This is a genomic window from Nocardia albiluteola (genome assembly GCF_018860155.1).
GTDB classification, from domain to species: Bacteria; Actinomycetota; Actinomycetes; order Mycobacteriales; family Mycobacteriaceae; genus Nocardia; species Nocardia albiluteola.
The window spans coordinates 158,507-182,750 of sequence record NZ_JAHKNI010000011.1 but is presented as its reverse complement, the minus strand read 5'-3'; the positions used below and the strand labels follow the sequence as shown (position 1 = coordinate 182,750).

General features: G+C 65.5%; 27 protein-coding genes, 1 tRNA gene and 2 pseudogenes. 14 read left to right on the top strand and 16 right to left on the bottom strand.

Going from position 1 to position 24,244, the window contains the following annotated elements; all coding sequences use genetic code 11:
• Positions 1–5: 5 nt before the first annotated feature.
• The 4 genes from KO481_RS44460 to KO481_RS29365 all read right to left on the bottom strand — a co-directional run bounded on the left by KO481_RS44460 (position 6) and on the right by KO481_RS29365 (position 4,361).
• Positions 6–395: a hypothetical protein gene (locus tag KO481_RS44460; protein ID WP_215917459.1), complete on the bottom strand. Its 390-nt coding sequence runs from the start codon at positions 393–395 to the stop codon at positions 6–8.
• Between the two features lie 57 nt (positions 396–452).
• Positions 453–2,087 (bottom strand): sulfatase family protein, encoded by a 1,635-nt coding sequence (locus KO481_RS29375; RefSeq protein WP_215917460.1) that lies wholly within the window; start codon positions 2,085–2,087, stop codon positions 453–455.
• 998 nt (positions 2,088–3,085) lie between these two features.
• Positions 3,086–4,105: an ArsR/SmtB family transcription factor gene (locus tag KO481_RS29370; RefSeq protein WP_215917461.1), complete on the bottom strand. Its 1,020-nt coding sequence runs from the start codon at positions 4,103–4,105 to the stop codon at positions 3,086–3,088.
• 46 nt (positions 4,106–4,151) lie between these two features.
• Positions 4,152–4,361, bottom strand: a complete 210-nt coding sequence (locus KO481_RS29365) for a hypothetical protein (protein WP_215917462.1) — start codon at positions 4,359–4,361, stop codon at positions 4,152–4,154.
• 410 nt (positions 4,362–4,771) lie between these two features.
• Between KO481_RS29365 and KO481_RS29360 the strand changes: the two genes are divergently transcribed.
• Entirely contained in the window at positions 4,772–6,196 is a 1,425-nt protein-coding gene (locus KO481_RS29360; protein ID WP_215917463.1) for a cellulase family glycosylhydrolase, read from the top strand.
• Positions 6,197–6,209: 13 nt separating this feature from the next.
• Here the strand turns inward: KO481_RS29360 and KO481_RS29355 are convergent, their stop codons facing one another.
• Positions 6,210–6,404, bottom strand: coding sequence for an SDR family oxidoreductase (locus KO481_RS29355; protein WP_215917464.1), 195 nt, complete (start codon positions 6,402–6,404; stop codon positions 6,210–6,212).
• Positions 6,405–6,436: 32 nt separating this feature from the next.
• Here KO481_RS29355 and KO481_RS44885 point away from each other — a divergent pair, with 32 nt between their 5' ends.
• The gene (locus tag KO481_RS44885) at positions 6,437–6,529 is read left to right on the top strand and encodes a recombinase family protein (protein ID WP_372452148.1); all 93 of its coding nucleotides are present in this window, start codon (positions 6,437–6,439) and stop codon (positions 6,527–6,529) included.
• A 55-nt stretch (positions 6,530–6,584) separates the two neighbouring features.
• On the opposite strand, the gene KO481_RS29345 is transcribed toward KO481_RS44885, so the two are convergent.
• From KO481_RS29345 to KO481_RS29335, 3 genes are read right to left on the bottom strand one after another with little or no spacing between them, the layout of a single operon-like run.
• On the bottom strand, positions 6,585–7,070 hold the full coding sequence (locus tag KO481_RS29345; RefSeq protein ID WP_308166588.1) for a hypothetical protein: 486 nt from the start codon (positions 7,068–7,070) through the stop codon (positions 6,585–6,587).
• 13 nt (positions 7,071–7,083) lie between these two features.
• A complete protein-coding gene (locus tag KO481_RS29340; protein WP_215917465.1) occupies positions 7,084–7,998 on the bottom strand; it encodes a hypothetical protein in 915 nt (304 codons plus the stop codon).
• A gap of 14 nt (positions 7,999–8,012) precedes the next feature.
• Positions 8,013–8,414 (bottom strand): hypothetical protein, encoded by a 402-nt coding sequence (locus KO481_RS29335; protein WP_215917466.1) that lies wholly within the window; start codon positions 8,412–8,414, stop codon positions 8,013–8,015.
• A gap of 317 nt (positions 8,415–8,731) precedes the next feature.
• On the opposite strand from KO481_RS29335, the pseudogene KO481_RS29330 reads away from it, so the two are divergent.
• The 5 genes and pseudogenes from KO481_RS29330 to KO481_RS29310 all read left to right on the top strand — a co-directional run.
• Positions 8,732–9,290: pseudogene (locus KO481_RS29330) on the top strand (IS5 family transposase); the annotation flags it as partial.
• Positions 9,291–10,371: 1,081 nt separating this feature from the next.
• Complete coding sequence (locus tag KO481_RS29325) at positions 10,372–10,866, top strand: hypothetical protein (protein WP_245400887.1); 495 nt, start codon at positions 10,372–10,374, stop codon at positions 10,864–10,866.
• Between the two features lie 610 nt (positions 10,867–11,476).
• On the top strand, positions 11,477–11,878 hold the full coding sequence (locus KO481_RS29320; RefSeq protein ID WP_215917468.1) for a hypothetical protein: 402 nt from the start codon (positions 11,477–11,479) through the stop codon (positions 11,876–11,878).
• A 96-nt stretch (positions 11,879–11,974) separates the two neighbouring features.
• Positions 11,975–12,214: pseudogene (locus KO481_RS29315) on the top strand (IS982 family transposase); the annotation flags it as partial.
• A gap of 398 nt (positions 12,215–12,612) precedes the next feature.
• Positions 12,613–12,783: a hypothetical protein gene (locus KO481_RS29310; protein WP_215917470.1), complete on the top strand. Its 171-nt coding sequence runs from the start codon at positions 12,613–12,615 to the stop codon at positions 12,781–12,783.
• Positions 12,784–12,971: 188 nt separating this feature from the next.
• Here KO481_RS29310 and KO481_RS29305 read toward each other — a convergent pair whose 3' ends face one another.
• On the bottom strand, positions 12,972–13,748 hold the full coding sequence (locus tag KO481_RS29305; RefSeq protein ID WP_215917471.1) for an alpha/beta fold hydrolase: 777 nt from the start codon (positions 13,746–13,748) through the stop codon (positions 12,972–12,974).
• Positions 13,749–13,762: 14 nt separating this feature from the next.
• Positions 13,763–14,011, bottom strand: coding sequence for a hypothetical protein (locus KO481_RS29300; RefSeq protein WP_215917472.1), 249 nt, complete (start codon positions 14,009–14,011; stop codon positions 13,763–13,765).
• 72 nt (positions 14,012–14,083) lie between these two features.
• Between KO481_RS29300 and KO481_RS29295 the strand changes: the two genes are divergently transcribed.
• The 3 genes from KO481_RS29295 to KO481_RS44085 all read left to right on the top strand — a co-directional run bounded on the left by KO481_RS29295 (position 14,084) and on the right by KO481_RS44085 (position 15,655).
• Entirely contained in the window at positions 14,084–14,689 is a 606-nt protein-coding gene (locus KO481_RS29295) for a helix-turn-helix domain-containing protein (protein WP_215917473.1), read from the top strand.
• Positions 14,690–14,993: 304 nt separating this feature from the next.
• Positions 14,994–15,332, top strand: coding sequence for a hypothetical protein (locus KO481_RS29290; protein WP_215917474.1), 339 nt, complete (start codon positions 14,994–14,996; stop codon positions 15,330–15,332).
• 191 nt (positions 15,333–15,523) lie between these two features.
• The gene (locus KO481_RS44085; RefSeq protein ID WP_281066085.1) at positions 15,524–15,655 is read left to right on the top strand and encodes a hypothetical protein; all 132 of its coding nucleotides are present in this window, start codon (positions 15,524–15,526) and stop codon (positions 15,653–15,655) included.
• A gap of 557 nt (positions 15,656–16,212) precedes the next feature.
• Here the strand turns inward: KO481_RS44085 and KO481_RS29285 are convergent.
• Positions 16,213–16,285: transfer RNA gene (locus tag KO481_RS29285), tRNA-Lys, on the bottom strand.
• A gap of 91 nt (positions 16,286–16,376) precedes the next feature.
• Complete coding sequence (locus KO481_RS29280) at positions 16,377–17,309, bottom strand: LysR substrate-binding domain-containing protein (RefSeq protein ID WP_215917475.1); 933 nt, start codon at positions 17,307–17,309, stop codon at positions 16,377–16,379.
• A gap of 101 nt (positions 17,310–17,410) precedes the next feature.
• On the opposite strand from KO481_RS29280, the gene KO481_RS29275 reads away from it, so the two are divergent.
• The 4 genes from KO481_RS29275 (at position 17,411) to KO481_RS29260 (ending at position 20,890) form a co-directional block, all read left to right on the top strand.
• Entirely contained in the window at positions 17,411–18,487 is a 1,077-nt protein-coding gene (locus tag KO481_RS29275) for a YeiH family protein (RefSeq protein ID WP_215917476.1), read from the top strand.
• Positions 18,488–18,649: 162 nt separating this feature from the next.
• Positions 18,650–19,837: a L,D-transpeptidase gene (locus KO481_RS29270; protein WP_215917477.1), complete on the top strand. Its 1,188-nt coding sequence runs from the start codon at positions 18,650–18,652 to the stop codon at positions 19,835–19,837.
• A gap of 124 nt (positions 19,838–19,961) precedes the next feature.
• Positions 19,962–20,276 (top strand): hypothetical protein, encoded by a 315-nt coding sequence (locus KO481_RS29265; RefSeq protein ID WP_215917478.1) that lies wholly within the window; start codon positions 19,962–19,964, stop codon positions 20,274–20,276.
• Complete coding sequence (locus KO481_RS29260) at positions 20,273–20,890, top strand: carboxymuconolactone decarboxylase family protein (protein WP_215917479.1); 618 nt, start codon at positions 20,273–20,275, stop codon at positions 20,888–20,890. The genes KO481_RS29265 and KO481_RS29260 overlap by 4 nt, the downstream gene beginning before the upstream one ends.
• 28 nt (positions 20,891–20,918) lie before the next feature.
• Here KO481_RS29260 and KO481_RS29255 read toward each other — a convergent pair whose 3' ends face one another.
• From KO481_RS29255 to KO481_RS29240, 4 genes are read right to left on the bottom strand one after another with little or no spacing between them, the layout of a single operon-like run.
• Complete coding sequence (locus tag KO481_RS29255; RefSeq protein WP_308166630.1) at positions 20,919–21,701, bottom strand: DUF6390 family protein; 783 nt, start codon at positions 21,699–21,701, stop codon at positions 20,919–20,921.
• Positions 21,702–21,735: 34 nt separating this feature from the next.
• Positions 21,736–22,806 (bottom strand): hydrogenase expression/formation protein HypE, encoded by a 1,071-nt coding sequence (hypE, locus tag KO481_RS29250; RefSeq protein ID WP_215917481.1) that lies wholly within the window; start codon positions 22,804–22,806, stop codon positions 21,736–21,738.
• The gene (gene hypD, locus KO481_RS29245) at positions 22,799–23,911 is read right to left on the bottom strand and encodes a hydrogenase formation protein HypD (RefSeq protein WP_215917482.1); all 1,113 of its coding nucleotides are present in this window, start codon (positions 23,909–23,911) and stop codon (positions 22,799–22,801) included. The genes hypE and hypD overlap by 8 nt, the downstream gene beginning before the upstream one ends.
• Positions 23,908–24,234, bottom strand: a complete 327-nt coding sequence (locus KO481_RS29240; RefSeq protein WP_215917483.1) for a HypC/HybG/HupF family hydrogenase formation chaperone — start codon at positions 24,232–24,234, stop codon at positions 23,908–23,910. Before KO481_RS29240 ends, hypD begins: the two co-directional genes overlap by 4 nt.
• Positions 24,235–24,244: the final 10 nt, after the last annotated feature.

Here is a 24,244-nt window from a genome sequence, read left to right as displayed (position 1 = left end):
GTCCTTCAGTGCCGCCGCGATTGCGGCCAGCGGGGGTTCGGATCCACCGAATCCAGCGCCTCGGCGAGGTTCGACTGCCTCGCCGTACTGCCGGAGCGATCGTTCCCCTCGGCGTGTGGCATGGCGGACGGCGGCCGGGATTCGAGATGGAACTCCACCACGTTGTCCGGCGCCGTGGCGCCCGGTGCGAGCAGGTCGAGCGCTAATCCCGTATCGGAAAAGTACTCGGCTACAAAGCTTTCGGCGATCCGACGGGCCTGCTGCGAGGTGGCGAGCACACCGACTCCGGGGCCGAGGACGAGCGGGGAGCCGGGGAGAGGTTGAACCGACCATGGAGTCGGAATTACGCCCGACACGCTGTTGCTGCCCGCGACCGGGAATGCTGTCGAGTTCACGAGGATCTTTCGCTTTTCCGGTTTTACAGGATTTCCGGTGCGACCCGTTGCCTGGCCTCACATGACCTCGACGGTGATTTCCGGGCTCGGCTCGTAGCCGATGCGCCATGCTCGGACGAACACCGACCGGCCCGGCAGTACTCGGAACGGGTCGGTGTATACGTGCCAGTCGCGACCGTCATCGAGGACGTCGAGGTGCTCGGCGGCCGGGTCGGGAGCCGCGGCGGATGCCGGATCGACGGTGGTCCAGCCGATCGACGCGCCCGGGGTCGGACACGTCAGGTGTATGTGTCCGTCCCGCACGGCCGCGGTCGGCGTACTGGTCGTGCGTGAGCCGCCGTTCGGATGCCATTCGTCGAGCAGCCGGTCTTCCTCGATCAGGCCGAGGTCGCCAACTTCGTTCTGCCAGTTGGTCAGTGCTGCGTCCAGTCGGTCGACCACCCCGGTGTATCGCGGGTCCTCGGCCAGATTGGTCAGTTCGTGTGGATCGACGTCGAGGTCATAGAGCTCTCGCTCGGGTTTGCGGGGTGCGATCAGGGCGCGTTGCGGCCCGGTCAGCATGCTGCGTCGCCGGCCGCGGGCGAGTTGCTGCGCCTCCTTGGATGCCAGGCCGCGCATCTCACGCCAGGTGTCGAGATGGTCGGGATAGTCGCAGTGCTGCATGGGGGAGCGGTCGGGGTGGTAGTTGCGGATGTAGCGAAACCTGTTGTCGCGGACCGTGCGAGCCGTGTCCTCCTGCTCGTCCATGCGGTCACGTCCGCCGAACACGTGGGTGCGTGGCCGTGTGGGCGCGGAGCCGTCGGCCGTCAGGATGGGCTCCCCGTGCATATGTGGCGGAGTCGGCAGCTCACAGGCGGTGAGCATGGTCGGCGCCAGATCCATCAGGCTCACCAGATCGGTGCGCACGGTGCCCGGTGCGATCACGCCCGGCCACCGAATGATCAGCGGCTCATGCAGTCCGGCCTCGGAGGCCCAGCGTTTGCCGCCGGGCATGCCCGCGCCGTGGTCGCTCCAGAACACCACGATCGTCGACTCGGACAGGCCGTCCTCGTCGAGTTCGCGGAGCAGTTCGCCGACCGTGTAATCCATTTCGGTGATCAAATCGGCGTAGCGCGCCCACGAGCGGCGGAAGACCGGGGTGTCGGGGTGGTAGGGCGGCACCGGCGCCCGGTCGGGGTCGTGCCGCTGCTCCGGCGTGACGCGGGAGGTGGTCCGCGCGAATTGCTCTTCGCTCGTATAGATCTGCGATTCGTGGGTCGTCAATCCGTGGAAGGCCGCGAAGAACGGGGTGTCGTCGCCAGGCCGGTTGCGCCAGTGCGCGCTGGGGCCGCAGTGGTCGAAGACGGTTGGCGGCGTGACCATTTGGAAGTCGGTGAAGAAGTTGTTCGTGGTGTAGTAACCTGCTGCCCGGAAATACTCGGGCAGCAGGCGCACCTCCGGTGGCGGTATCGCCCGGCTGCGGTGATGCATGGTGCCGATGGCCGTCGGATAGCAGCCGGTGATGATCGATGATCGCGACGGCGCACACACCGGTGCGGTGGCGAATGCGTTGTCGAACCGAGCGCCCTCGGCGGCCAGCCGGTCGAGGTTCGGCGTCTGTGCGTATTCGGCTCCGGGCCACACCCCGGCATAACAGCCCAGGTGTGGATTGATGTCGTGAGTCGAAATCCACAGCACGTTCGGTTGCTTCACAGGCGCTTGACCTCTCTTCTTCCCCCCGCCTGACCATTGACTTCCGGAGCTGGGTGCGGTGATCACCAAGACTAGCTTACCTATTACTAAGTAGGCTCAAGCTCCGGGTCAGCAATGCTCACCGTTCGTGGAGCGAGTTGATGGCGATCTTCAAAGATGCGCAGCCACGAGGGCATCGGCGCCTGGGCGCGCATGTGGTTGGCCGGTACGTGGCTTTCTGGTGTGAGCCCCGTGAGCAAGGCGAACCGGGAGGGCGCGCATACCGGTGCGACGCTGAAGGCCGCGTCGAACACCGGATCGCTGACTCCTCGAACCGTCGACCTTCCGAAGGGATCTGACCCGCTGTCCGGAGATCAGTGCGGTCGAAGCGCCGTCGGGCGCAGCGTCGCCGCCAAGCAGCTGGCGCACTCTCGTGAGGGAATCACCGAGCGGCATGACATACCGTCCCGGACTCATCGGCGGTGCTGAAGTTGGGTTTTGGCGCGGCGACCAGCTGGCGAACGTTGTGGTGCTGAATTTTTGGTGTTTTTTTGGAAATGGTCCGATCCAGCGGATGGAACGAAGGAAGCCCTTGACCGGCTTTACCTGGTCAAGGGCTTACTTGTGGTGCGCCATCAGGGACTCGAACCCCGAACCCGCTGTTGTGGGTTCAGGGTTTTTCCCGTGTTCACGACCAATCACGGGAGGTCATGCACAGTGGATCTACCTGCGGCTATGTTGGCTTGTAATGCATGTTCGTTCACCGAGAATCACACGTAGTCACTGTGAAGTGCGCCGTCTCGCTGAAGATCTGCGCGATCAGTGCAACCCGGGCGGGTCCGGACGAGGTAAAGCAAACGTTGGTGTGTTTCGGTCGGCATGTGTGCCGATGCGTCGCAGGTTGGTGCCTCCGGCGGGGCACTGCGAGCATGGGGCCGGGTCTGACCTGTGGTTTTCAGTAGGGCAGTTGGTGATTGAGGCCGACTACCAGCTATAAACCGACCACATCGGGGCTGAAGCTAGGCGATGCGCACACCACTGTCGAGATCGCCGTCGAGCAGTGCGATGCCCAATGTCGTCGCCTGATGCCGCATCGTATTGCGGTGCCGCCAGCTCTCGACGAGCCCGGCCTCGCGCAGTATCGATGCGTGTTCACTGGCCGTCGCGGGTGAAACATTCAGTCGGCGTGCCAGTTCGGTCGTGGTGCAGCCCGCGGCGATCTCCTGCAGTGCGGCGGCGCGCGTGCGGCCGACCAGTGCGGTCAGCGCCCCGTTGGTCGCGCGCGGACCCCATGCCGCGGCGAAATCGGCGATATCGCGCAGCACCGGAACCACCAGCATCCTCGGCGCGTCTTTATCGACGGCGGATTTCAGCAGTTGCGGTCCGGGCCAGATGAACAGCGACGGAATGATGATCAGGCCACGCCCGTCGAGGTGTTCCGCGTGGGATCCGATCGGGGAGAACACTTCCAGCACGGGCGCCCGCCACCGCGCGAAGGGCGCTAGCCCAGCGAAGAGTCGTTCGATCCCCTCGGTGGCAATCGTGCGGGCCATCCGTTCTGCCGCCACCTCGAGATACGACTGCATATGCGCCCACCGACCGGCGAACGCTACCGCGTGGAATGCCTCGACGGCGAGCGCGACATCGCGGCGAGCGGCGCTGTCGCGATCGGACAGGTCCTGCGTCCAGGCGGGGAGCGGGTGGTCGGTCAGTGCGCGCCGCTGAGCGGTGTGCTCCACCTCGCGGCGGAGTTCGTCGCGGGAGGCCAGCTGCAATGCCTCGATCCCGGCCGACATCGACCGCGCACCGCGGGTCGGAGTGATCAGGTCGACGAAGTGACACCTGCCTGGAAAGACATCCGCGAGCACGCCGAAATTATCCGGCAGTGCACGCCGCACCTGCCCGCGCCAACCGTCGTACAGCGGTGCGTCGGTGCGCTGCACCACCCGGGTGGCCAGCATTGTTTCGGCCATCGCGCCGAGCGGCGCCCCGATCCGGATGCGTGTCAGATCCTCGGGTGTGCAGTAGATCCGCTTCATACACCACCCCGCATCGTCGTACCGAGACATCTCACGGTACCCGCGATCACCGCGGACCTCGCATCATCACCGCGAGAACCGGATCCAAGCGCAGGATCTCATCCGTGGCCGACTGCGTGGCCGACCAGCGAAACCAACTCGGCCACCGCCGTTTCCCCCGCTTGGCCACCACCGCGCCAACGCTCAGCCGTCCCAGCACCAGCCCGACAGGCCGCGCCACTACCTCGTTCACCATCGTCGACTCCTGAATACGCATTGTTCAGCAGCCTAGGAATCAGTGAGCCTGACCTCACCATCTTTCGGTCGTGGCCTAAACACCGTCGATGGCATCGCCTTACCTGCAGCGAGATCCGCGCCGGCCACGCGGCTGCCTTGTCTATGCGGCTATCGCTTATCTCCGCACGAACCTCTCCACCGCCGCCACTACCGACACGCGGTATTGCGGCTGCACGACAGGCTGGTGCCCCAGCGGTCGGCCGGGAGGACACGTCGTCATATGTGGGTGTGGCGGTGATTTGCCGTTAGGGTTTCATGCATGTGCGACATAGTTGCTGGCCTGGATGGTCGGGTGAACGTCAGTACTTCCGGTTTTCGTGGCAGCACGGTGGGCGGCTACCCCGAACCCACGCGCGGCCGAGGCCGCGGACTCGGTGAACGGTTCTCGCGATGAGCATCACCTCCCTGACGGCGCGGTGTCTCGGGGTGGCTGCGGTGTTGCTGGCGTCGGTGACACCCGCCACGGCGACGCCCGTCGCGGCGGGGCCGAGCGCGTCGCCGTTGGGACACGTGGGCCGCTGGCTCACCGACGACGACGGGCGGGTGATCACCCTGCACGGCGTCAACCTCGTGTACAAGAACCCGCCCTACTTCCCCGCGGCCGGGGGCTTCGGTGACAGCGACGCCCGATTCCTCGCAGAGCACGGATTCAACGCGGTGCGACTGGGATTCACGTGGAGGTCGGTGGAGCCGCGGCCCGGCGTCTACGACGAGGGATACGTCGCGCAGATCGAACAGACCCAACAGGTGCTTGCCCGGCACCACATCTACGCCCTCGTCGATTCCCATCAGGATGCGTTCAACAAGCTGGTCGGCGGGACCTGGAACGGATTCCCCGACTGGGCGGCATTCCCCGACGGACTGCCGGTACAGCCGAATCCGGGCCTGTTCGGAGCCTATGCGCTCAGCCCGGCACAGAACCGGACGTGGGCCAACTTCTGGCGTGATCACCGGGCATCCGATGGCGTCGGCGTGCAGGAGCACTATGCGGCGATGTGGTCGCATGTCGCGCAACGCTTTGCCGGCGAGCGCTACGTGCTGGGCTATGACCTCATCAACGAGCCGTGGCCGGGTAATACGCACCCGACGTGCCTGGTGGACGGTTGTCCCGAGTTCTCGCGCGACGTGCTCGCGGCCTTCCAGGGCAAGGCGATGCGGGGTATCCGGCAGGTCGACCCCGAGCACCTGCTGTTCTACGAACCGTTCGTCACCACCGATTTCGGCGCGCCGGTGCACATGCCGAACCCGACCGGCGATACGCGCGCCGGAATGAGCTTCCACGACTACTGCCTCGGGCCGATCCAGACATGCCCGGAGAACGGCTTCAAGAGCACTCGCGCCGCCGATACCGTCGGGCTGGTAACCGAATTCGGCGCGACGGAGAATCTGGCGTATTTGGCCCGCGTCACCGGCAGGCTCGACGACAACATGGCTTCCTGGATGCTGTGGTCCGATACGCAGAATCAGCTGCCGAGTCATCCCCAGCAGCCCCCGACCGGCCCCAATCTGATCAGCCCCGCCACCGGCGTCGAGCGTCCGTATCCACAGGCCGTCGCAGGCACCCCGCAGGCATGGCATTACGACTCCGACACCGCAACGTTCACTCTCCGATACGACACGACCCGCGCCGAGGGAGGCCGACCGTTCGCCGGTGACTCCCGCACCGAGGTATACCTGCCCAGGAGCGACTATCCCAGCGGCTACCGGGTCGAGGTCCAGGGTGCCGACGTCGTGTCGGCCCCCGATGCCGACCTGCTGGAGCTCAGAACCATTCCCGGCCAGGGCGCCGTGCAACTGACGGTGACCCGGCGCTGATGCATCACTGCGATCAGCGGGCGGTGAAGCCGCCGTCGATCTCCAGGGCCGCGCCGGTGACGAAGCCGGCTTCGTCGCTGAGGAGGTAGGCGCAGAAGGAGGCGATCTCTTCTGGGTTGGCGATGCGACCGATGGGGTGCGGGGCGGCGACGGCGGCCTCGCCCTCCGGGGTCGCGCCCATCGAATTACGGAAGGCCGGGGTGTCCACCGCGCCGGAAGCGAGGGCGTTGGTTCTTCCAGATCCTCGGTGCCATAGCCGAATTCGAGCACGCCCTGATGTCCGAACGTACCCGTGACGGGCTGGCCGCAGCCCGCGCCCGCGGCCCGCGGTGACCGTCGGCGACGTAGACGGATTTGGACGGGGCATGTGCCTGTGTGGGCGGGCCGTTCAGTCGTAGTACCGCCGCTTGAGCGCGCCGACCTTGGTCTGGTAGACGTGGATCACGTTCCCGGCCGCCTCGGAGACGCCCGCACAGAACTCGATTTCGGTCAGCTCACGCACAGTGCCGGGCTCGATGCGAACCGCGAATTTCCTCATGCCCAGCGTGCCGATCGTGATCCGTCCGTCGCTCGATTCGCCGACGGCTCTGGTGGCGTCCCGGTCGGCGAGGAAGGCCAGATCCGTCGCATCCTCGGCATCGATGCTCAGGTTCGTATACTCGAGCGCGCGTCGATACTGCCGCTGCCACCCGACCCACAGCAGCCGGGCGATACTGGTCAGCGCCCGCTCCAGCATCGGTTCATCGACGAATGCGTAATCGCTGCCCTTGAAGTACAGCGCGATGTGGGTACGGCGGGACAACTCCGCCTCGATGTCGGTGCCGGGTGCGGTCACGCGTACGCGGATATTGTCGAGTCGAGTAGCCAGATCCACGACGGCCCCACTCCTACCCCACGCCCGGAGGCAGGCCCATGCCGTCGCTGCCGCCGAGATCTTTCGGGCTCATCCCGGCCAGGGCCGGACGGACGGCGACAAGCTTGTCCTCGTATTGGGCGAATGCGGCGCTCAGAGCCGTGACGCGATCCGCGATCTGGCTCTGTTCGACATCCTGAATGTGCTGGCGCAGGTCGGCAACGGCCTGTTGCATCGAGCTGATGATAGTTTCGGCGGTGGCTCCCCCGATCTTCGAATTATGACCGGACACAACGGTATTGCCGACGGCGGCGCTCGCCGCGACCGGCACGATCGGTGCCGTCGCCCCGCCCGTGCTGATGGTGATGACCGCCGAGGCGACCGTGGCAACCGCGGAAAGCACCGTGAACACGAATCCGGCCCTGGACGGACTGCAGCCGCCGGTGTTGTCCAGCGCATCCAAGGTGGCTTCCGCGATCTTGTCGATATTGTCGCGCGCCGCTGCCCACATCGCCTGATGTGCCTGCAGGACGCCCTTCATGGTCGACAGCGCCGTGAACTGATTTCCGGCGACCAGGTTGAAGGTGTCCAGGAAGTTCTCCTTGAACGCCATCGCGGCCGTTCCGGTCCAACCCTGGAGATAACCACCGTCGGTGTTCGTAATCTTGGCCAGGTCCAGGTTCGAGAACGACACATCGCTGGTGAGTTGTGTCGAGGGGACGGAACCGGTGTCCACCTGCCCCATGGCCTCCTTCAGATCCTCGATCAATGGGTCGTAATTCGCCGGATCGGGCATCATCGAGAACGGCTCGAACAGTGGCACGATGAAGGCGAATTGCTGCTTGAAGTACTCGACGGGATGAGAATCGGTGTACTCCTCCCCTTTTTGCATTTCGGCGGCCTTCTGGGTGATGTCCTGTGCGTGTTGCATGAGCTGCGCGAAAGTCATTGTCCATCACTCGATCATTCGGGCATGGGGCGGTGGTGCGGCTGATAAGGGGGCGGCGTGAGCTGCGGATCGTCGTGTATCCGGCGGTTCATCTCGTCGCTGGCCGCTCGATCGGTGCCGGCAAAATAATGCGCCGCGGCGTCCAGGGCTGTCGCGGTGTCGTCCAGATTGCTCTTGGTACTCGTCAGGTAGCTCACCACCGTCTCGTGCAGGGTGAGGTAGGCGCGAAATACCGGGCCTTCCGCGTCACCGCCGAAGTATGTTGGTCGCTGCATCGCCTTCGCCACCCCATCGTGAACGGCGTTGCAGTTGCTGATCGCAATACCGTAGTCGGTCGAGACCAGCGGAAAATCCGCCTTCGCGGCCTTCTCCAATTCATACAGGTCCACGCCGAACCGAATATCCGAATCTCCCATGGGCGCACACGCATTTCTATCCGAGCCCCCGCCGATACGGTGATGCCGCGCGAAAGATACGGACGGCGACCGCATCCGGGGCTGCATCGACGCCCGTAGACGACGAATTTGATTCCCTCGTAAGATATTACATCCGCTCGCACGAACCGGGGTGCCCCTAGAAGCCGGGGCACTCCCATTGCGCAGAACTCCCGCCCAGGCCGCTCACGCGACACCGCCACCATGCAGGACGGCAAGATCGCCTGAGACCGTGTCTTACGTGGCTGTGATTTGGTTGTGCTGCGTCGAATCTGGTTGTGCTGCATGATGTTCGGCTTGTGGTTGATGAGTTGTCCAAACGCCTTGTCCCGAACGAGTTGTGGGTTTTGGTCGAGCCGCTGTTACCGGAGTTCACCCCATGTCCGCAGGGTGGTGGCACCGCGCCGGTCGACGAGCGTGCGGTGTTCACCGCGGTGGTGTTCGTGCTGACCAGCGGCTGCGCGTGGCGGATGCTGCCACCGTCGTTCGGTGTCACCGTCCCGACCGCGCACCGCCGGTTCAGTGTGTGGACCGAAGCCGGGCTCTGGCGGCGATTACACCGGGCTGTGCCGGATGAGCTGGGTGGCAAAGGCTTGATCGACTGGTCGCGAGCGGTAATCGACGCGGCGTCGGTGCGGGCGAAAAAAGGGATCTCTGACCGGGCCGAGCCCGATCGACCGCGGCAATTCCGGTTCGAAGATTCACGTCCTGTCCGATCGCGCGGGAATCCCTCTGTCCGTGGGTATTTCGGCGGCCAACACCAATGACGCACAAGCGCTGCGCCCGTTGGTCAAAGCGATCCCCGAAGTCCGATCCCGGCGTGGCCCTCGTCGGCGCAGACCGGCCAAGCTGCACGCCGCGGCCACGCATTTTCTCGGCTTCCTCACACTCGCCGCGACACGGACCTGCTACAAGAAACTGGCGAAATCAACGACATGAGACACGGTCTTAGATGCCCGAACTGCGATATCGCAGCGCCGGGACTGACAGGTTCCCTACGCCGCGCATAGCGCGAGCGCAACATGTTTGGGCTCGACGATGTGATCGTCTCGCTGATCGATCAGGGCCCATCCGAGCACTAGTGCAGGATCTCCTCGCGCGGTGGCTCACGGTGGGCCGACGGTCCCAGGTGGGTAGGTCGCGGATCGCGACCGACTGCGGCGTTCTTCCTGGAGCAGGCAGGGTGGGTACGCAGGAGTTGACGGACCATCCTGTCGGGCAGATACCCTGACCTCGAGTAAGGGCCAGTCGAGGTAGATGATTCGTGGATATCCCTGTGCCTCAGTGTATTTGGGTGGTTAAGTGATTAAGCTGGCCAAGGCCATGGCTGGCATGGTGTGCGGGGGTCGTTGCGATGTAGCGTGGCGATCCATCCGTCCGAGGTGCCGTCTGGGTGGACGCACAGCTTGCGAACGCGGCCCTCGAGTCGGAAGCCGTTCCGCCAGGCCGTCTTTGCCGAGGCCCAGTTGCCGACTACGGCAACTGGTGGAGGGGAGATATTCGAATCTTGCAGTATTCCCCTCAGATTCGGGCTGGGGCTCGGGCTCAGAAGGGAGTGTCTGGCTCGTCGGTTTCGCCGGAGGGAGGCCGGGACGGAAAGGCTCTCGTGGCATATCGCGGAGCGTATGTCCGAGTCTCCCGCAGTGGCAGCCCAGCTCCGTTCTACAGGCGATGCGTCTGCAACCGCTGTCCCGCGCCTGTCGACCGGATCCCCTACAGCGGCTCCGTATCTCACTCGCTCCGGCAACGCCGCCGATGCTGCTGTTCGACACCCCGGATCCTCGGCATCGCAGGCGAAGGTCTCGATTGCGGGGCCGGGAGTTCGCATGTGGTGTCGCACCGCCGCCAAGGCCTCACCTTGCGCCGGGCGTTGGCCAGCCCCTGAGATTGGGGGCTCGGGAAGCCATAACGCCATCCGTACGCAGGACGACAGACTGGCATGAGCCTTAAAAACGTTTCCTTACAACAGTTCACGTTTCGTGCGGGTGTGGTCGCGGTGGCGATGGTGGCCGCGTGGAGCGGGTTCGCCGGGACTGCCGGTGCCAACTCTACCGATCCGGTTGCCCGGTTCACCCCCACCCTCACACGGGTTCCGGGTCCCAACTGTGCCGCGATCATCAATGCCGAGACCGTGCCGCAGCCTCGGTCCGGTGTGTTCGGTGTTCGGGTGAAGATCACGCAGACCGGGGACTCCTGCGGGGCCTATTACGTCACCGTACATTGGCGGAACGTCAACACCGGCCTGACCAGCGGACAGTCACAACGCATCGAAGGCACCACGGTGGTCGGCATGCCGGACAACGTGATCACCGGCATGGGCATGGCGCCGGGCGCAGGGAAGGTGGAGGCGTCTATCGACACGTACTCCCAGGTCTATCCGCAGAATGTGGATCTGGAGCACATCGCGGGCCACGCGACGTTCACGCTGGGCTGAGCGCGCGGCGGTTCGACCGAGATCGTGTGCGGGACGGCAGAAGAGGTGCGGCCTGCCTGGTCGCGCTGGGGCACGGGTGGTGGGGATCCGGTCTGTTCGGGTGAACCACTCGTGTGAAGATCACCGGCCTGGATACGGCGATGCCGTCTCCGCACTCGTCTCGTGTATTACACCGGCGGCAAGATCGATTGCACCCTGCTTCCGGATGCGCCGAGTGCAAGCGCGCCCATCGGCTACTTAATACTGGCGGTAGGGCTCGTTCCCGGCCAGGATCGGGTCCAGGTACCCGGCGAGGTCGCTCTCACATCGGCTGCCCACCAGTGGGTTTGGTGTGGCTCTCTCATGGCGTGCGTCCCGCCGGGTCACCTCGGCCTGTCTCGATTCCACTGGGCCCGAGCAGTTTACGCGGACCTGCCCTACACCGACATCCTCTGGCTCGACCCCAGGCTTTGGGCTGCCCTTGCTCGAGTCCGGGTCCCCCGGGTCGTCGTGACGTTGGACCCGGCAACTCATGTGCGGAGCGTACTGGCGGCTCTCGGGATCATCGAGTTGGCGACGATCTTTGCGATGGCTGATGATGCGAGATTCCCGGGGGTCTTACGGTGTCACTGTGAAGAACGACCGCCGTCTGCGCTGCTTGGTCGTGGGTGAGGCGAGGTGGCACTGGACGGTCCGGCAGCGGGTAAAGCCCGCCTATGAGGCGTGCAGTACCACGCTTTCCTTCCACCCCGAGGGCGCTCGAGGCTGTCTGGCGCTGGTCTTCCGTCCGGGGCTGGACAGAATCATCTCGAATTCATACTTCGATTCCGGAGCCTTGATCCGCCTTCCGGACCGCGTCTACCTCAACCTGTACGAGCCCGGCACGGTCCGTCGCCTCCTGGACGCCGCCGCATCGGATCTTCCCCTCTGTGCCGGTAGGACGGTCGAGGTGGACGGCTGGCCGTACTTCGATGCGGTCGCAGATTCGGCCGGGACTGCCGCAGGATCGGGTTGCAAAGAGGCAGGAGCCTGAAGGTGAGCGCACACCTGGCACGGGGAATATCCTTGCCCGGCAAACTGATTCTCCGGTATGTGGTCCCGCGCGGGCGAGGGTGTGTAGATCGCAGTTGTGGACAACGAAATAAACACCCTCGTCACTGCACTGTATGTCACCACCGACGACCTGTTGAAGGCCCGACCAGACCTGGCGCCGCAGCGCCCCGCGGTCGGGTTCGCGCCGCGCCTGACCGGCGCCGAGCTGGTCACGTTGGCGGTGATGCTGGCGCTGCTCGGTTTTACTTCCTAGGCCCGCTGGCTGCGCTACGCCCATGCCCACCTGCGGAACCTGTTCCGGTACCTGCCCAAACAGTCGGCCGTATCCACACCGGTGAAAACGCTGTGTTGATGGTCGACACGGTCGACTACCACGACTTCAATTCCTCTGCTCGCTAATATCGAAAACCAGCGTCGCAGGATCCCGAGGCCCGGCATGTCGCCTATCCGTGCCCGCACCGCGAGTGAGGTGCTGACCGTCTATCAGGACGGGGCGAGGCGAGCTGACCGTGACAATGGCATTGTGTGAGCCTCCCGGGGGAATGGTCTCCGTGTTCGGGGTCGTACGTCGTCGCGTTTATCTGAATACTCCAGGTGAGGGTGCGTCGGCGGATCATCAGGGTAGTCTGGGGCGCGAGCTTGGTCGTCGGCTGCTGTGCCTGACGACCAAGGCGGGCATCGAATCTGCTACGAAGATGGGTCGAAGGAGTGGCAATGGGTGCATTAAGCGATGATCGAATGCAACTTGAACGGCTCGAGCTTACCGCTGAGGAAATTACACAGAATAGGCGAGACGCCGAGAAGGTCCTCGGTATGAAGCTCGAAGTTAGCGAGGTTGAAAAAGCGGCATATGCGAAAGAAGGTAAGGAGCCGCCGACCTTCTAGGGTGCATCGCGACCCGAGTGCGTAGTTTCCCATCAGGTGCGTGATGGAAATCGACACTGTCGGATGTGAGTGAAGGGTCGGATACTCTAGTGAAGGCAGCTACAACCCGAGTTCGCGAGTGCTATCGAGCGAGGTTGGCTGTGCCAGCGTAGCGATGTTGGCGTGCTATTGCTTCGGTCAATTGCTTGTCAGGCTGCTGGTGCGAAGGCCGTGATTGCGTCGACGAGGTCGGCCGGGGCTTCCAGCGGAATCAGGTGACCCGTGTTCGGAATTACCGCGAGGTCGGCTCCGGAGAGGTAGGGCATCAGGTTGTCGACGAGCACGTCGACGGGCTCGACACGGTCGTTCTGTCCGGCGATGACGAGGACGGCGACGTTGATCATGCGGGTGTGCTCGCGGACGTCCTGCGCGATGCCGCGCAGCGGCCACTCTGTGCGGGCGGCGTTGGTGCTGGCCCGCGAGTCGGTCGCGATCTGCGACTTGATCGGTTCGGGCAGCTCGGTTGCGGTGAGGATGTGATCCCGTGCGCCAGCGACGGACTCGTCGGAGTCGTAGGCATGGGAAAGGGCTTCCCGGTACTCGGAAGTGATCCCTGCGGCGGGCTTGGCCGGAGCGGGACCAACCAGGACGATCCCACGGAGGCCGACGGGCCGGGTCGCCGCTATGAGCTGTGCGACCTTGCCACCCATGGAATGTCCGACGAGGACGTAGTCGGTGACACCCGCGTCGGCGATTACGGCGAGCGTGTCGTCGGCGAGTTGGCCAAGGGTGTAGGGGCCGGCCAGGTTGCTCGAGCGGCTCCACCCGCGGAAGTCGACAGTGAGCATGTCGCGTCCGGCGAGGCCGTCGACGACGAGGTCCCAGGTGCGGGCGGATCCACCCCAGTAGTGCAAGAACACCAGGGTCGGTCCGGTCCCGGGCCGGTGGTCATAAGCGGGCAGTAGTGGCTGCTGCGTCGTGTTCATCGCGACTCTCTCGATCAGTGTTCCGGGGGCTGTTGTTCTGTGTGTTCATCGAATCTCATCCGCCGCGTCGGGGCATCGGCATGACTGGTCGTCTGATGGTGGAAACTGGACAGGTGGCCGTGATCCGGCAGATGACTTACCAACCCGTCGGGCGCGGTGCCGCCGCTGTCGAAACCATGACGTTCGACCGTCTTCGCGAGCTGAACGACGGCGGGACGCAGCGTGCCGACTTCCACGTCCTCGCCGTCGTCGATGCCGGGCACGGATCGGTCACCGTGGACTTTCTCCGACACCCGCTTCGGGAGCGTTCCGCGGTGTGGGTCGCTCCCGGAGCTGTGCACCGATGGGATGACATCGCCGGGGTGGCTGGGCACGTCGTGCTGTTCGTGCCGACCGCGCCGGTCACCCACGCCACCCGGGAGCTCGTCGCGTACCCGGACCTGGTCGCACACTGGAACATTCCCGACGCCGACTGGTCGTATGTCGACGCCGCGCGCAACCATCTCCTGCTCGAAGCATCCGCCCCACCCAGGGATATCCCGACGGAGCTGCCCGAGATCCTGCTCTCCGCGCTCATCGCCCGGCTCCGCCCGCCCCACGCCGAAGCACGGTCGATCAATCCGGTGTTCCACCTGTTCCGGTCCAGCGTCGAAGCGCACTTCCGGGAACATCACGACACCGGCTACTACGCCCGGACACTGGGATACGCGCCCCGCACCCTCTCGAGAGCGGTGCAGCAGGTCACCGGCCGCACCGCGAAGGCGTACATCGTCGATCGGATCGTCCTGGAAGCCAAACGGCTCCTCACGCACGACCGCCTCACCGCAGCCGCCTGCGCCAACACGCTCGGCTTCCTTGACCCGTCCAACTTCTCGGTCTTCTTCCGGAAGGCGACAGGCATACGCCCGGGCGCGTGGCAGGCGACGGCGGCCGTCGAGTGAGGCCATTCTTGCTCGTCACGGAGAAGGTGCACCGGCACAAGGGAGCAAGTTCCACGTCATTGAAACTAATGGAGAAACCAAGATTGCGGTTTGGACTACTCCGGATGATCAAGTCGCGAGCATGTTCCCGGTGAAATAAATGATGAAGTTTAACTTTATTCGCGAAAATAGTGAAATGTCCGCAGGTTGGGAGCATCGTCACGACCCGGGCTCGTCCACACGAACTGAACTGCTATGGTACTTCTTTCCGGGCGACATTGAGATAATTTCTGAGGGCATTCTGTGGCGCAGCAATTTCGAGTGAGTGCCCTTGTTGAACATTGGCAACGAGTTGCTGCATATCTGCAACGAGTTGGAAATCAAGGAACACGTTTCATATGCCTTTACTGAAACCGTATCCGAAATCGGTTTCGACATCGTCGGAAATTCCGTGGTGATAACCCCGTCAGAAGCTTCAGCGTTGCCCTCATGTTCACATTCTGAACTGTGCCTGGCGGTAGACGATTTCGTGGTCGAGCATATCGCCAACCTTGAACGAATCTACCCAGCTCTTGACAGGTCGGAATTGATACTATCAATGTCAACATCCGCCAATCGGCTGATTCATCGTTATCGTCCTGATCCTCCAACGGAATCAAGTTGATCAACATCGGCCTTTCCGCCCCCGGATGCGCTGGCCTGCGCCCATATGCCCCGACGATTTCTGAGCGGTGAGCGGCATCCTTGCCCGCCCGTCGTTCCGGCGGCAGCTGCCCCAGACGAATAGGTCCTGCCTCGGTCCTAGTGGGTCGCTTCTGAAATAGTTGGACAGTGTGGCCGTCTGGTTGAATCTCTGTGTGCGAGCTGCCCCGTCTGGTGTTGCGCGATGGTGATCGGGAGATCCTGCAGGGTTGGATCCGGTCGAGGTCGATGAAGTCCGGGCTGGTCCTGCGGGCTCAGATCGTCATGCTGGCCGCCGATGGGTGACACATCCCGAGATCGCGAGAAGACGGTCCCCGGTCGCTGCAAGGGCAAGGCCCATCGCCGGGAGACTCTGGGCCTGCACTCGCAAGGACGGTCGTGTAGAGCTGAAGCTGTTCGTGGAAACCTCCGACGGCAAGCGCAAGCGGGTCAGCGTGTACGGCCGCACATGGGACGAGGCGGACGCGGAGCGTACCCGACTGAAGGAGTTGCAGCGCAAGGGAATTCCTGTCGATGTCGCGACGATGACGGTCGGCCATTACCTCGGATCGACGGCCGAACGATCTTCCTGCGGCCGAAAACGGAATCCTCGGAAAGCTGGGTACCGCTCACTCCGGAGATGGTTCGCATCCTTCGGCAACGACAGCGCGAGCAGCGAGCCGACCCGACAGAGACCAAGGCCAACAAGTATGGCTTGGTGTTCGCGACGAACAACGGCACGCCGCTCTCACCTCGGAACGTGAACCGTGCCTTCGAGCGGTTGTGCCGGCGGGCCGGTGTTCGGCAAATCCGTTCGAAACGGGCGGGGAATGCGATCTTCGAAAAGGTCTGTGACCTGGGAGTGCGCCATCAGGGACTCGAACCCCGAACCCGCTGATTAAGAGTCAGCTGCTCTGCCAATTGAGCTAATGGCGCTTGTGCAGTATTCCGTTCCGGGGCCCGTCGGCTCCGTTGCGGTGCGGGGAAAACCATAACAGGCGCGCGGTTGGAAAGTGAAATCGCCTGGTCAGGAGGGTGGGGTGGGGGGTTGGGGGGAGCGGGACCAGTCGGCTATGAGGGTGCGGAAATCGGCCAGGGCGCCTCGCCATTGGGTGTCGCCGCGCCAGATGGCGTGCCAGCGGCGGGTGAGGTCGATATCCGCGAGCGGGACTTCGACCAGTCGGCCATCGCGTAGTTCCTGGCTCACCACCAGTTCGCTCAGGACGGCGCCGAGTTCGCCTGCGGCGGCGGCGATCTTGACCGCGGCGTTGGTTTCCAGTTCCAGTGCGGGATCGGCCATCGGCGCGCCGACGGCGAGCTCGAGCGTCTCCCGGGTGCCGGAGCCCTGCTGGCGGGTGACCAGCGGCAGTTGCGCCAATTCGCCTGCGGGGAGCGGGATTCGGCGGCGTGCCAGGCGGTGTGCCGGGCCGACGACGAGTACCAGGCGGTCCTGGGCGACCGGCTGACTGGACAGGTCGGTCGGCAACTGGGGAGTCTCGACGAATCCGAGGTCGATCTCGCGGCCGCGGACCGCGTCGATGACCATGGCCGAGCTGCCCACCAGAAAGTGGACCGGCGTGCCCGGTGTGCGCTGCCGGAATTCGGCGAGCCAGCGCGGCACGAGGTATTCCGCGACGGTCTGACTGGCGCCGATACGGATCTTGCTCGTGGCCTGTTCGCTCAGCGTCGACGCCCCGGTCAGCAGCGCATCGGCGGCCTCGACCACCCGGCGGCTCCACTCGGTCACCATGCGCCCGTGCGCGGTGAGCACCGCGCCGTGGCTGCGCCGGTCGAGCAACTCCAGGCGCAGGCGCGATTCCAGTACCTTGATGCGCTTGCTGGCGGCGGGCTGGCTGATCCGCTCGGCCCGGGCGGCGGCGGAAATGCTGCCGAGGTCGGCTATGAGAACCAGCACGCGCAGCGCCTCGAGATCGAGATCCAGCCTGGGTAACGCAATCATCAACCACCTCCGGCCCTCGATGCTACCTATAACCGAGGGTTATGGATCCAGTGGAAATCGCTCTCTACCGGCGGTCGGCCGTGGATAACAGGCTGGATGGCATGAGTCGGATCGCGGATACCGTGCAGGTTACTTCGGAGGAGACGACCCGGCGGGGGCCCACGGCCCTGCTCGCGCGGCGGGTGCCGGGATTCGCGCTCGCGGTGCTGATCGCGGTCGTCGCGATGGTGATCGGCCGCCTGATTCCGGTCGTGGGAGCGCCGGTGACCGGCGTGGTGATCGGCGCGGCGGTGGCGGCGATCCGCGCGCCGGGCCGGATGCTGCGGCCGGGAATCGAGCTGGCGTCGAAAAAGGTGCTGCAACTCGCGGTGGTGACGCTGGGCACCCAGCTCTCGCTGGCGCAGGTAGTCCACACCGGTTTCGCCTCACTGCCCGTGATGGTCGGTACCCTGGCCGCCTGCCTGGTGGCCGCGTACTTCGTGGGACGCTGGCTCGGCGTGGTGGGTGATCTTCGCACGCTCATCGGCGTCGGCACCGGCATCTGCGGCGCCTCCGCGATTGCCGCGGTGACCCCGGTGATCGGTGCGGTCGGGGCCGACGTGGCCTATGCGGTGTCGACGATATTCCTGTTCAATATCGCTGCGGTACTGAGCTTTCCGGCGCTGGGGCACCTGCTCGGACTGGGGCAGCACGCCTTCGGGCTGCTCGCGGGCACGGCCGTCAACGACATGTCGTCGGTGGTCGCGGCCGCGAGCACCTACGGCGGGGTCGCGGCGAACTATGCGGTGGTGGTCAAGCTCACCCGGACGCTGTTCATCATTCCGATCTGCTTGGGGCTGGCCGCCTGGGTCGCGCGGCGGCGTTCGCGCTCGGGTGCGGACGCACCGGCGCGACGGACGCGGATCATTCGCCTGGTGCCCTGGTTTCTCGTGGCGTTCCTGGCGGCGGCGGCGCTGAACTCCGCCGGCCTGCTCGGCGCGGGGGTGCGGCACGGCATGGTCGAGGCATCGATGTGGTTGATCACGATCGCGCTGTCGGCGATCGGCCTGTCCACGGACGTGCGGGGGCTGCGCACTGCGGGCGCGCGGCCGCTGGTGCTCGGGGCGGTGCTGTGGGTCGTGGTCACGCTCACCAGCCTGGGCATGCAGTACCTGTTCATGGGCTCGATGCACAGTTGAAACCGGGCCGGTCGGTCGGCTTTTCGTCGTGTTTGCGGGTACTCGGAGGTTCCAGCTGGCACAATTAGCGCCGCGTAGTCTCAGCCGGATCCCTGCGGGTGTGGTGGTGAGAGCGCATCCGGGGCTGCCCCGGAGGCGCCCGAGTGCGGAACGGGGTTGCATATGCGCACAGTTCGGCAGTGGGGTGCGGCACTGGCCGTGCTGACCGCGGGGGCGTTGGTGGCGGGGTGCGGAGCGCCGGCGCAACCGGTCGGGGGGATGCCCGATTCGCCATCGATCTTCCAGATGCTCACCCCCGGGGTGGTCGCGCCGTTCGCCGACAGGGCGGTCGGAGTGCCGGTGGCCGATCCGCTGCAGGTGCGAGTCGAGAACGGCCGATTCACCGAGGTGTCCCTGATCAACCCTGACGGCATCCCGGTGTCCGGGCGCATCGCACCGGACGGCCGCTCCTGGCAGATCACCGAATCGCTGGGCTTCGGCCGCACCTACCACCTGCGGGCGGCCGCGCTGGGCATCGGCGGCCCGGCCTCGGCCGACATGACGTTCACCACCATGCAACCGGACAAGCGCACCCACCCGTGGCTGCTGCCGGGGGAGAACGAGGTGGTGGGTATCGGGCAGCCGGTGGCCGTGCAGTTCGACGAGAACATCCCGAACCGGCGCGCGGTCCAGAACGCGATCAAGGTGACCACGGTGCCGCCGGTGGAGGGCGCGTTCTACTGGGTGAATCCGCGTGAGGTGCGATGGCGCCCCGAGCATTTCTGGGCACCGGGCACCCGGGTCACCGTCGATGTGAACACCTACGGGCGCGACCTGGGCGGCGGACTGATCGGCGACAGCGAGATCCATTCCGGGTTCACCGTCGGTGACGTCCAGGTCTTCACCGCCGACGACAACACCAAGATGGTGACCGTCGAACAGAACGGCCAGGTGGTGCGCTCCATGGCGACGTCGATGGGCAAGAACTCCGCACCCACCGACAACGGCATCTACATCCTCAGCGACCGCTTCGACCATATGATCATGGACTCCTCGACCTACGGCGTCGCCGCCACCAGCCCCGGCGGATACCGCTCCCGGGTCGACTGGGCCACTCGCATGTCCTACAGCGGGATCTTCATGCACTCCGCGCCGTGGTCGGTCTGGGCGCAGGGCTCGGTCGACACCAGCCACGGGTGTTTGAACCTGAGTCCCGCGGATGCGCGATGGGTGTACGAGAACGCCAAGCGCGGGGATATCGCGATCGTGAAAAATACTGTGGGAGGGACGCTTTCGGGCGTCGACGGGCTGGGGGACTGGAATATGCCGTGGCCGCAATGGAAGGCGGGCAACGCGGACATCCATCGCTGAGCCGTATCCCCGCGGACCATCCTGGATCGTCGGCGACCGCGCTCGGCCGACCGCGAGGCACGGAACGAATCGTGAAGCGCAAGTATGGGGTTTGTCGAGCGTCTTGGTGTCGCATGATGGTTTCGTGAGATCACCAACGCAGCGATGGAACAGGTTCATCGAACACGTGCAATCGGCCTCCGCGGCGCTGCCGGCCGAGACGAGGAAGTCGATATTCGGCACCGCGGCAGGCCACGAGGGGACCGTTCCCGAAGACCTCGGCCCGTTCGTCGATACCGTGGCTCGCCATGCCTACCGAGTCACCGACGACCAGGTCGCGGGCTTGCGCGCGGCGGGGCGCTCGGACGACGAGATCTTCGAGGCGACGGTGGTCGCGGCGGCCGGCGCCGCCGACCGGCGGTTGCGGGCCGCGCTGCGCGCGATGCAGGGGCGCCGATGAGGATCGAAGCCCTCGAGCGGGGCCACGATCTGGCGGGTCGCTGGACGCTGCGCACCATGCGCGCCCTCGGCCGGATGGAGGTGCCCGATGTCATCAAGGTCATGTTCTACCGGCATCGATACTTCGGCACGCCGTTCAGCGACCTGCTGCAGGATCTCATGCGCGGGCCCTCGGAGTGGACGATCGGCGAGCGAGAGTTGTTCGCCACCTTCACCTCTGCCCGCAACCAGTGCGAATTCTGCCGGACCTGCCATCAGGTGGTCGCCGAGAGCTATCAGCCTCGAGAACTGGTGATCCGCGCGCTAGAGCGGCCCGCCGATTCGGGCCAGCGCCCCGAAGTCGTTGCGGTACTGGACTTCCTGGAGAAGCTGGCGGAATCACCGGATGATGTCGAGCCCGATGATGTCGATCGGGTCCGGCGGGCCGGAGTGACCGATACGGCGCTCGAGCAGGCCATTCGAATCAGCGCGGCCTTCCACGTCATCAACAGGATCATGGACACCGTGGGCGGCATTCCGCCGCGAGGTCGTCAATTGCCAATGACCCGCTGGGTCCTGCGTCGCCTGGGGTACACCACGTTTCCGACCGTGAAGTACCTGTCGTTCGCCCGGTGATGCTCAGCTCTCTCGGTCGCGCCGGGCACTAGCCGTGCGGATCGCCGACGGGCAACGGTCTGCCCAACCGGCGGTTGGTCATCGCCAACTGCCAGTCGGTGCTGGTCGCGAGATTGTGAAGCTGGTCCGGGGTGAGGCGGCCGCACGGGTGGTTCCAGTGCAGGGCGATGATGTCACCGGGGGTGGCGTCCGGTATCGCGTCGTAGTCGGCCGCCGGGAGATGGCGGATCTCGGGGGTGGACAGCGTCAGGCGGTGGCCGTCCCAGTGCAGTGGGCGGATGCGGACGGTGAGTTCGGGGCCGTCGCGGGCGACGACCAGTGCGGGAGAGATGCGGCAGCTGTCGAGCACGTGTATGGCGGTCTCGTCCGCGCCGCGGCCCAGGAGCCTGGTCCACGGGTACACCCCGAAGACGTGGAACCCGTGGTCGGGCGCTGCCTCCTCGGTCAGTTCCGCGGTCAGGTGCGTCCAATAGTGTCCTGCGACGGGGCCGATCACGGCCAGCAGCTCGCGCAGGAACGTCGCGCGATCCAGCGCCGCGCCGACTCCTCCTCCGTGCCAGTACGATTCGACGAGCCTGCCGTCCAGCGGATCGGAAATTCCACACAGCCTTCCCATCACCCGCAGGTAGGGCCACACTCCGGTGAATTGTCTTGCCGCGGCGCGGATCTCCTCGGGGGAGCCGGCGCGCAGGGCGAGCGTGCCGGGCGGGCCGCAGTAGCCGAGCGCGTTGGGGGCGTAGGCATATCGGGCGAACATCGAGATACCGGCCTCGTGTGTGCGAGCCGGGGACGATGCGGCGGGCGGTGCGATGGACGACCTCCTTATTTCTAATTCTGGTGGTGAGTCAGCAGATTCGCGGTAGCTGCTCGCCGATCGGCAGGTCCACCACGCGAGTGCCGCCCAGCGCGGTCCGGGCCACGACCATGCCCGGATGGTCGGCCACGCACGTGCCGATCCGTTCAGCGTGCGCGCCCAGCGGATGATCGCGCATGGCGGCGAGCACGCGGTCGGCGTCCCGGTCCGGGACGAAGGCGATCAGCTTGCCCTCGTTCGCGACGTAGAGCGGATCCAGGCCCAACAGCCCGCACGCGTCGCGGACGCCCGGCGGGATCGGAATCCTGGTCTCGTCCAGCCTCACCCCGGCGCCCGCCGCCCGGGCGATCTCATTGAGGCTCGCCGCGACGCCGCCGCGCGTGGGGTCGCGCAGCACATGGATATCCGCGCCGGTGGCCAGCATCGCGGCAACCAGCCCGTGCAGGGCCGCGGTGTCGCTGCACACCGTGGTCTCGAATTCGATGCCCTCGCGCCGGCTCAGCACCGCGACGCCGTGCAGTCCGATCTCGCCGCTGACCAGCACCGCGTCGCCGGGGCACGCGCGCTGGGGACGAATGTCCACGCTCTCGTCCAGCACCCCGATGCCCGCGGTGTTCACGTAGACGCCGTCACCGTGCCCGGCGTCGACGACCTTGGTATCGCCGGTGACCAGGGTGACACCCGCGGTCAGGGCGGCCGTGCCCATGGCGGTGGCGACGCGGGCGATCTCGGACAGCGGCGTGCCCTCCTCGAGGATGAACGCGGTCGAGAGCACCAGCGGACGGGCGCCGGACATCGCCAGATCGTTGACGGTGCCGTTGACCGCCAGATCGCCGATGGACCCGCCGGGGAAGTTCATCGGCTTGACGACGAACGAGTCCGTGCTGAACGCCAGCCGGGTGTCGCCGATCGCGACCACCGCCGAATCACCCAGTTCCGACTGGGCGGCCGGGCCGAACGCGGGCAGGAACAGGTGCTCGATGAGCTCGCCGGACATCGCTCCGCCGCCGCCGTGCCCCATGACGATGTTCGGCGAATCCCGCAGCGGCATGGGGCAGACCCAGTTCTCCATGTCGATGGCGGGAGTTTCGGTTTCAGGCATGAGCCACCTCCGCCGGGAGATCCAGGCGCCGGTACAGGTAGTAGGCGGCGCACGCGCCCTCGGAGGACACCATGGTGGCGCCCAGCGGATTTCGCGGCGTGCACTGCTTGCCGAAGGCGGCGCACTCGTTGGGCTTGATCAACCCCTGCAGCACCTCGCCCGACCGGCAGATCGCGGATTCGGAGGTATGCAGATCCTCGACCGCGAAACGGTCCTCGGCGTCGTATTCGCGATAGCGCGGCGAGAGCTTCCAGCCGCTGGCCGGGATGACGCCGATGCCGCGCCAGGCGCGGTCGGTCACCTCGAAGACGTCGGCCAGCATCGCCTTCGCCGCCGGATTGCCCTCGGGCGCAACGACACGCGGGTAGGCGTTGTCCATCTCGTGCTTGCCGGATTCGAGCTGGATCACCGTGCGGCGGATGCCCTCGAGGATGTCCAGTGGCTCGAATCCGGTGACCACCACCGGAACCCGGTACTTCTCGGCGAGCGGGGGATATTCCTGGGTGCCCATGACGGTGCACACGTGCCCCGCCGCGAGGAAGCCCTGCACCCGGCAGGTCGGCGACTCCATGATCGCCGCGATGGCGGGCGGCACGAGCACGTGCGAGACCAGCAGCGAGAAGTTGCGTATGCCAAGGCGTTTGGCCTGGTACACGGTCATGGCGTTGGCCGGTGCGGTGGTTTCGAAGCCGATGCCGAAGAACACCACCTCGCGGTCGGGTTCGGTGCGGGCGATCTCGAGCGCGTCCAGGGGCGAGTAGACCACCCGGACGTCCCCGCCCTCGCTCTTGATCCGGAACAGGTCCTTCGAGCTGCCGGGGACCCGGAGCATGTCGCCGAACGAGCAGAAGGTGACGTTCGGCCGCGCCGCGATCTCGAGGGCCTTGTCGATCATCTCGAGCGGCGTGACGCACACCGGGCAGCCGGGGCCGTGGATCATCTCGATCTGATCGGGAAGCAGCTGATCGATGCCGTGCCTGATGATCGAATGGGTCTGTCCACCACAGACTTCCATGATGGACCAGCGTTTGGTGGTGACCTTGCGGATCCGATCGAGCAGGCCCGCGGCCAGCTCCGGATTGCTGAATTCGTCGAGATACTTCACGATCGGACCTCCGGATTCTCGGGTGGTTGTGTGGCGCGGGGATCGTCCAGGCCCGCCTGTGCCGCGGCGCGCGCGAAGCCGTCGCCGAACTCCTCGTTCAGCACGCCCAGATGTTCGAACTCGGCGAGGGTGCGCAGGGCGGACTGCTCGTCGAGGCGCTGGAGCGCGAAGCCGACATGGACGATGACGTAATCGCCGGGCGCAATGTCGGGGATGTACTGCACGCACACGTCCTTGTGCACACCGCCGAAGTCGACGACGGACATCATCGTGCCGTCGCGCTCGTGCAGGCTGAGTACCTTTCCCGGGACCGCTAGACACATGTCGTACTCC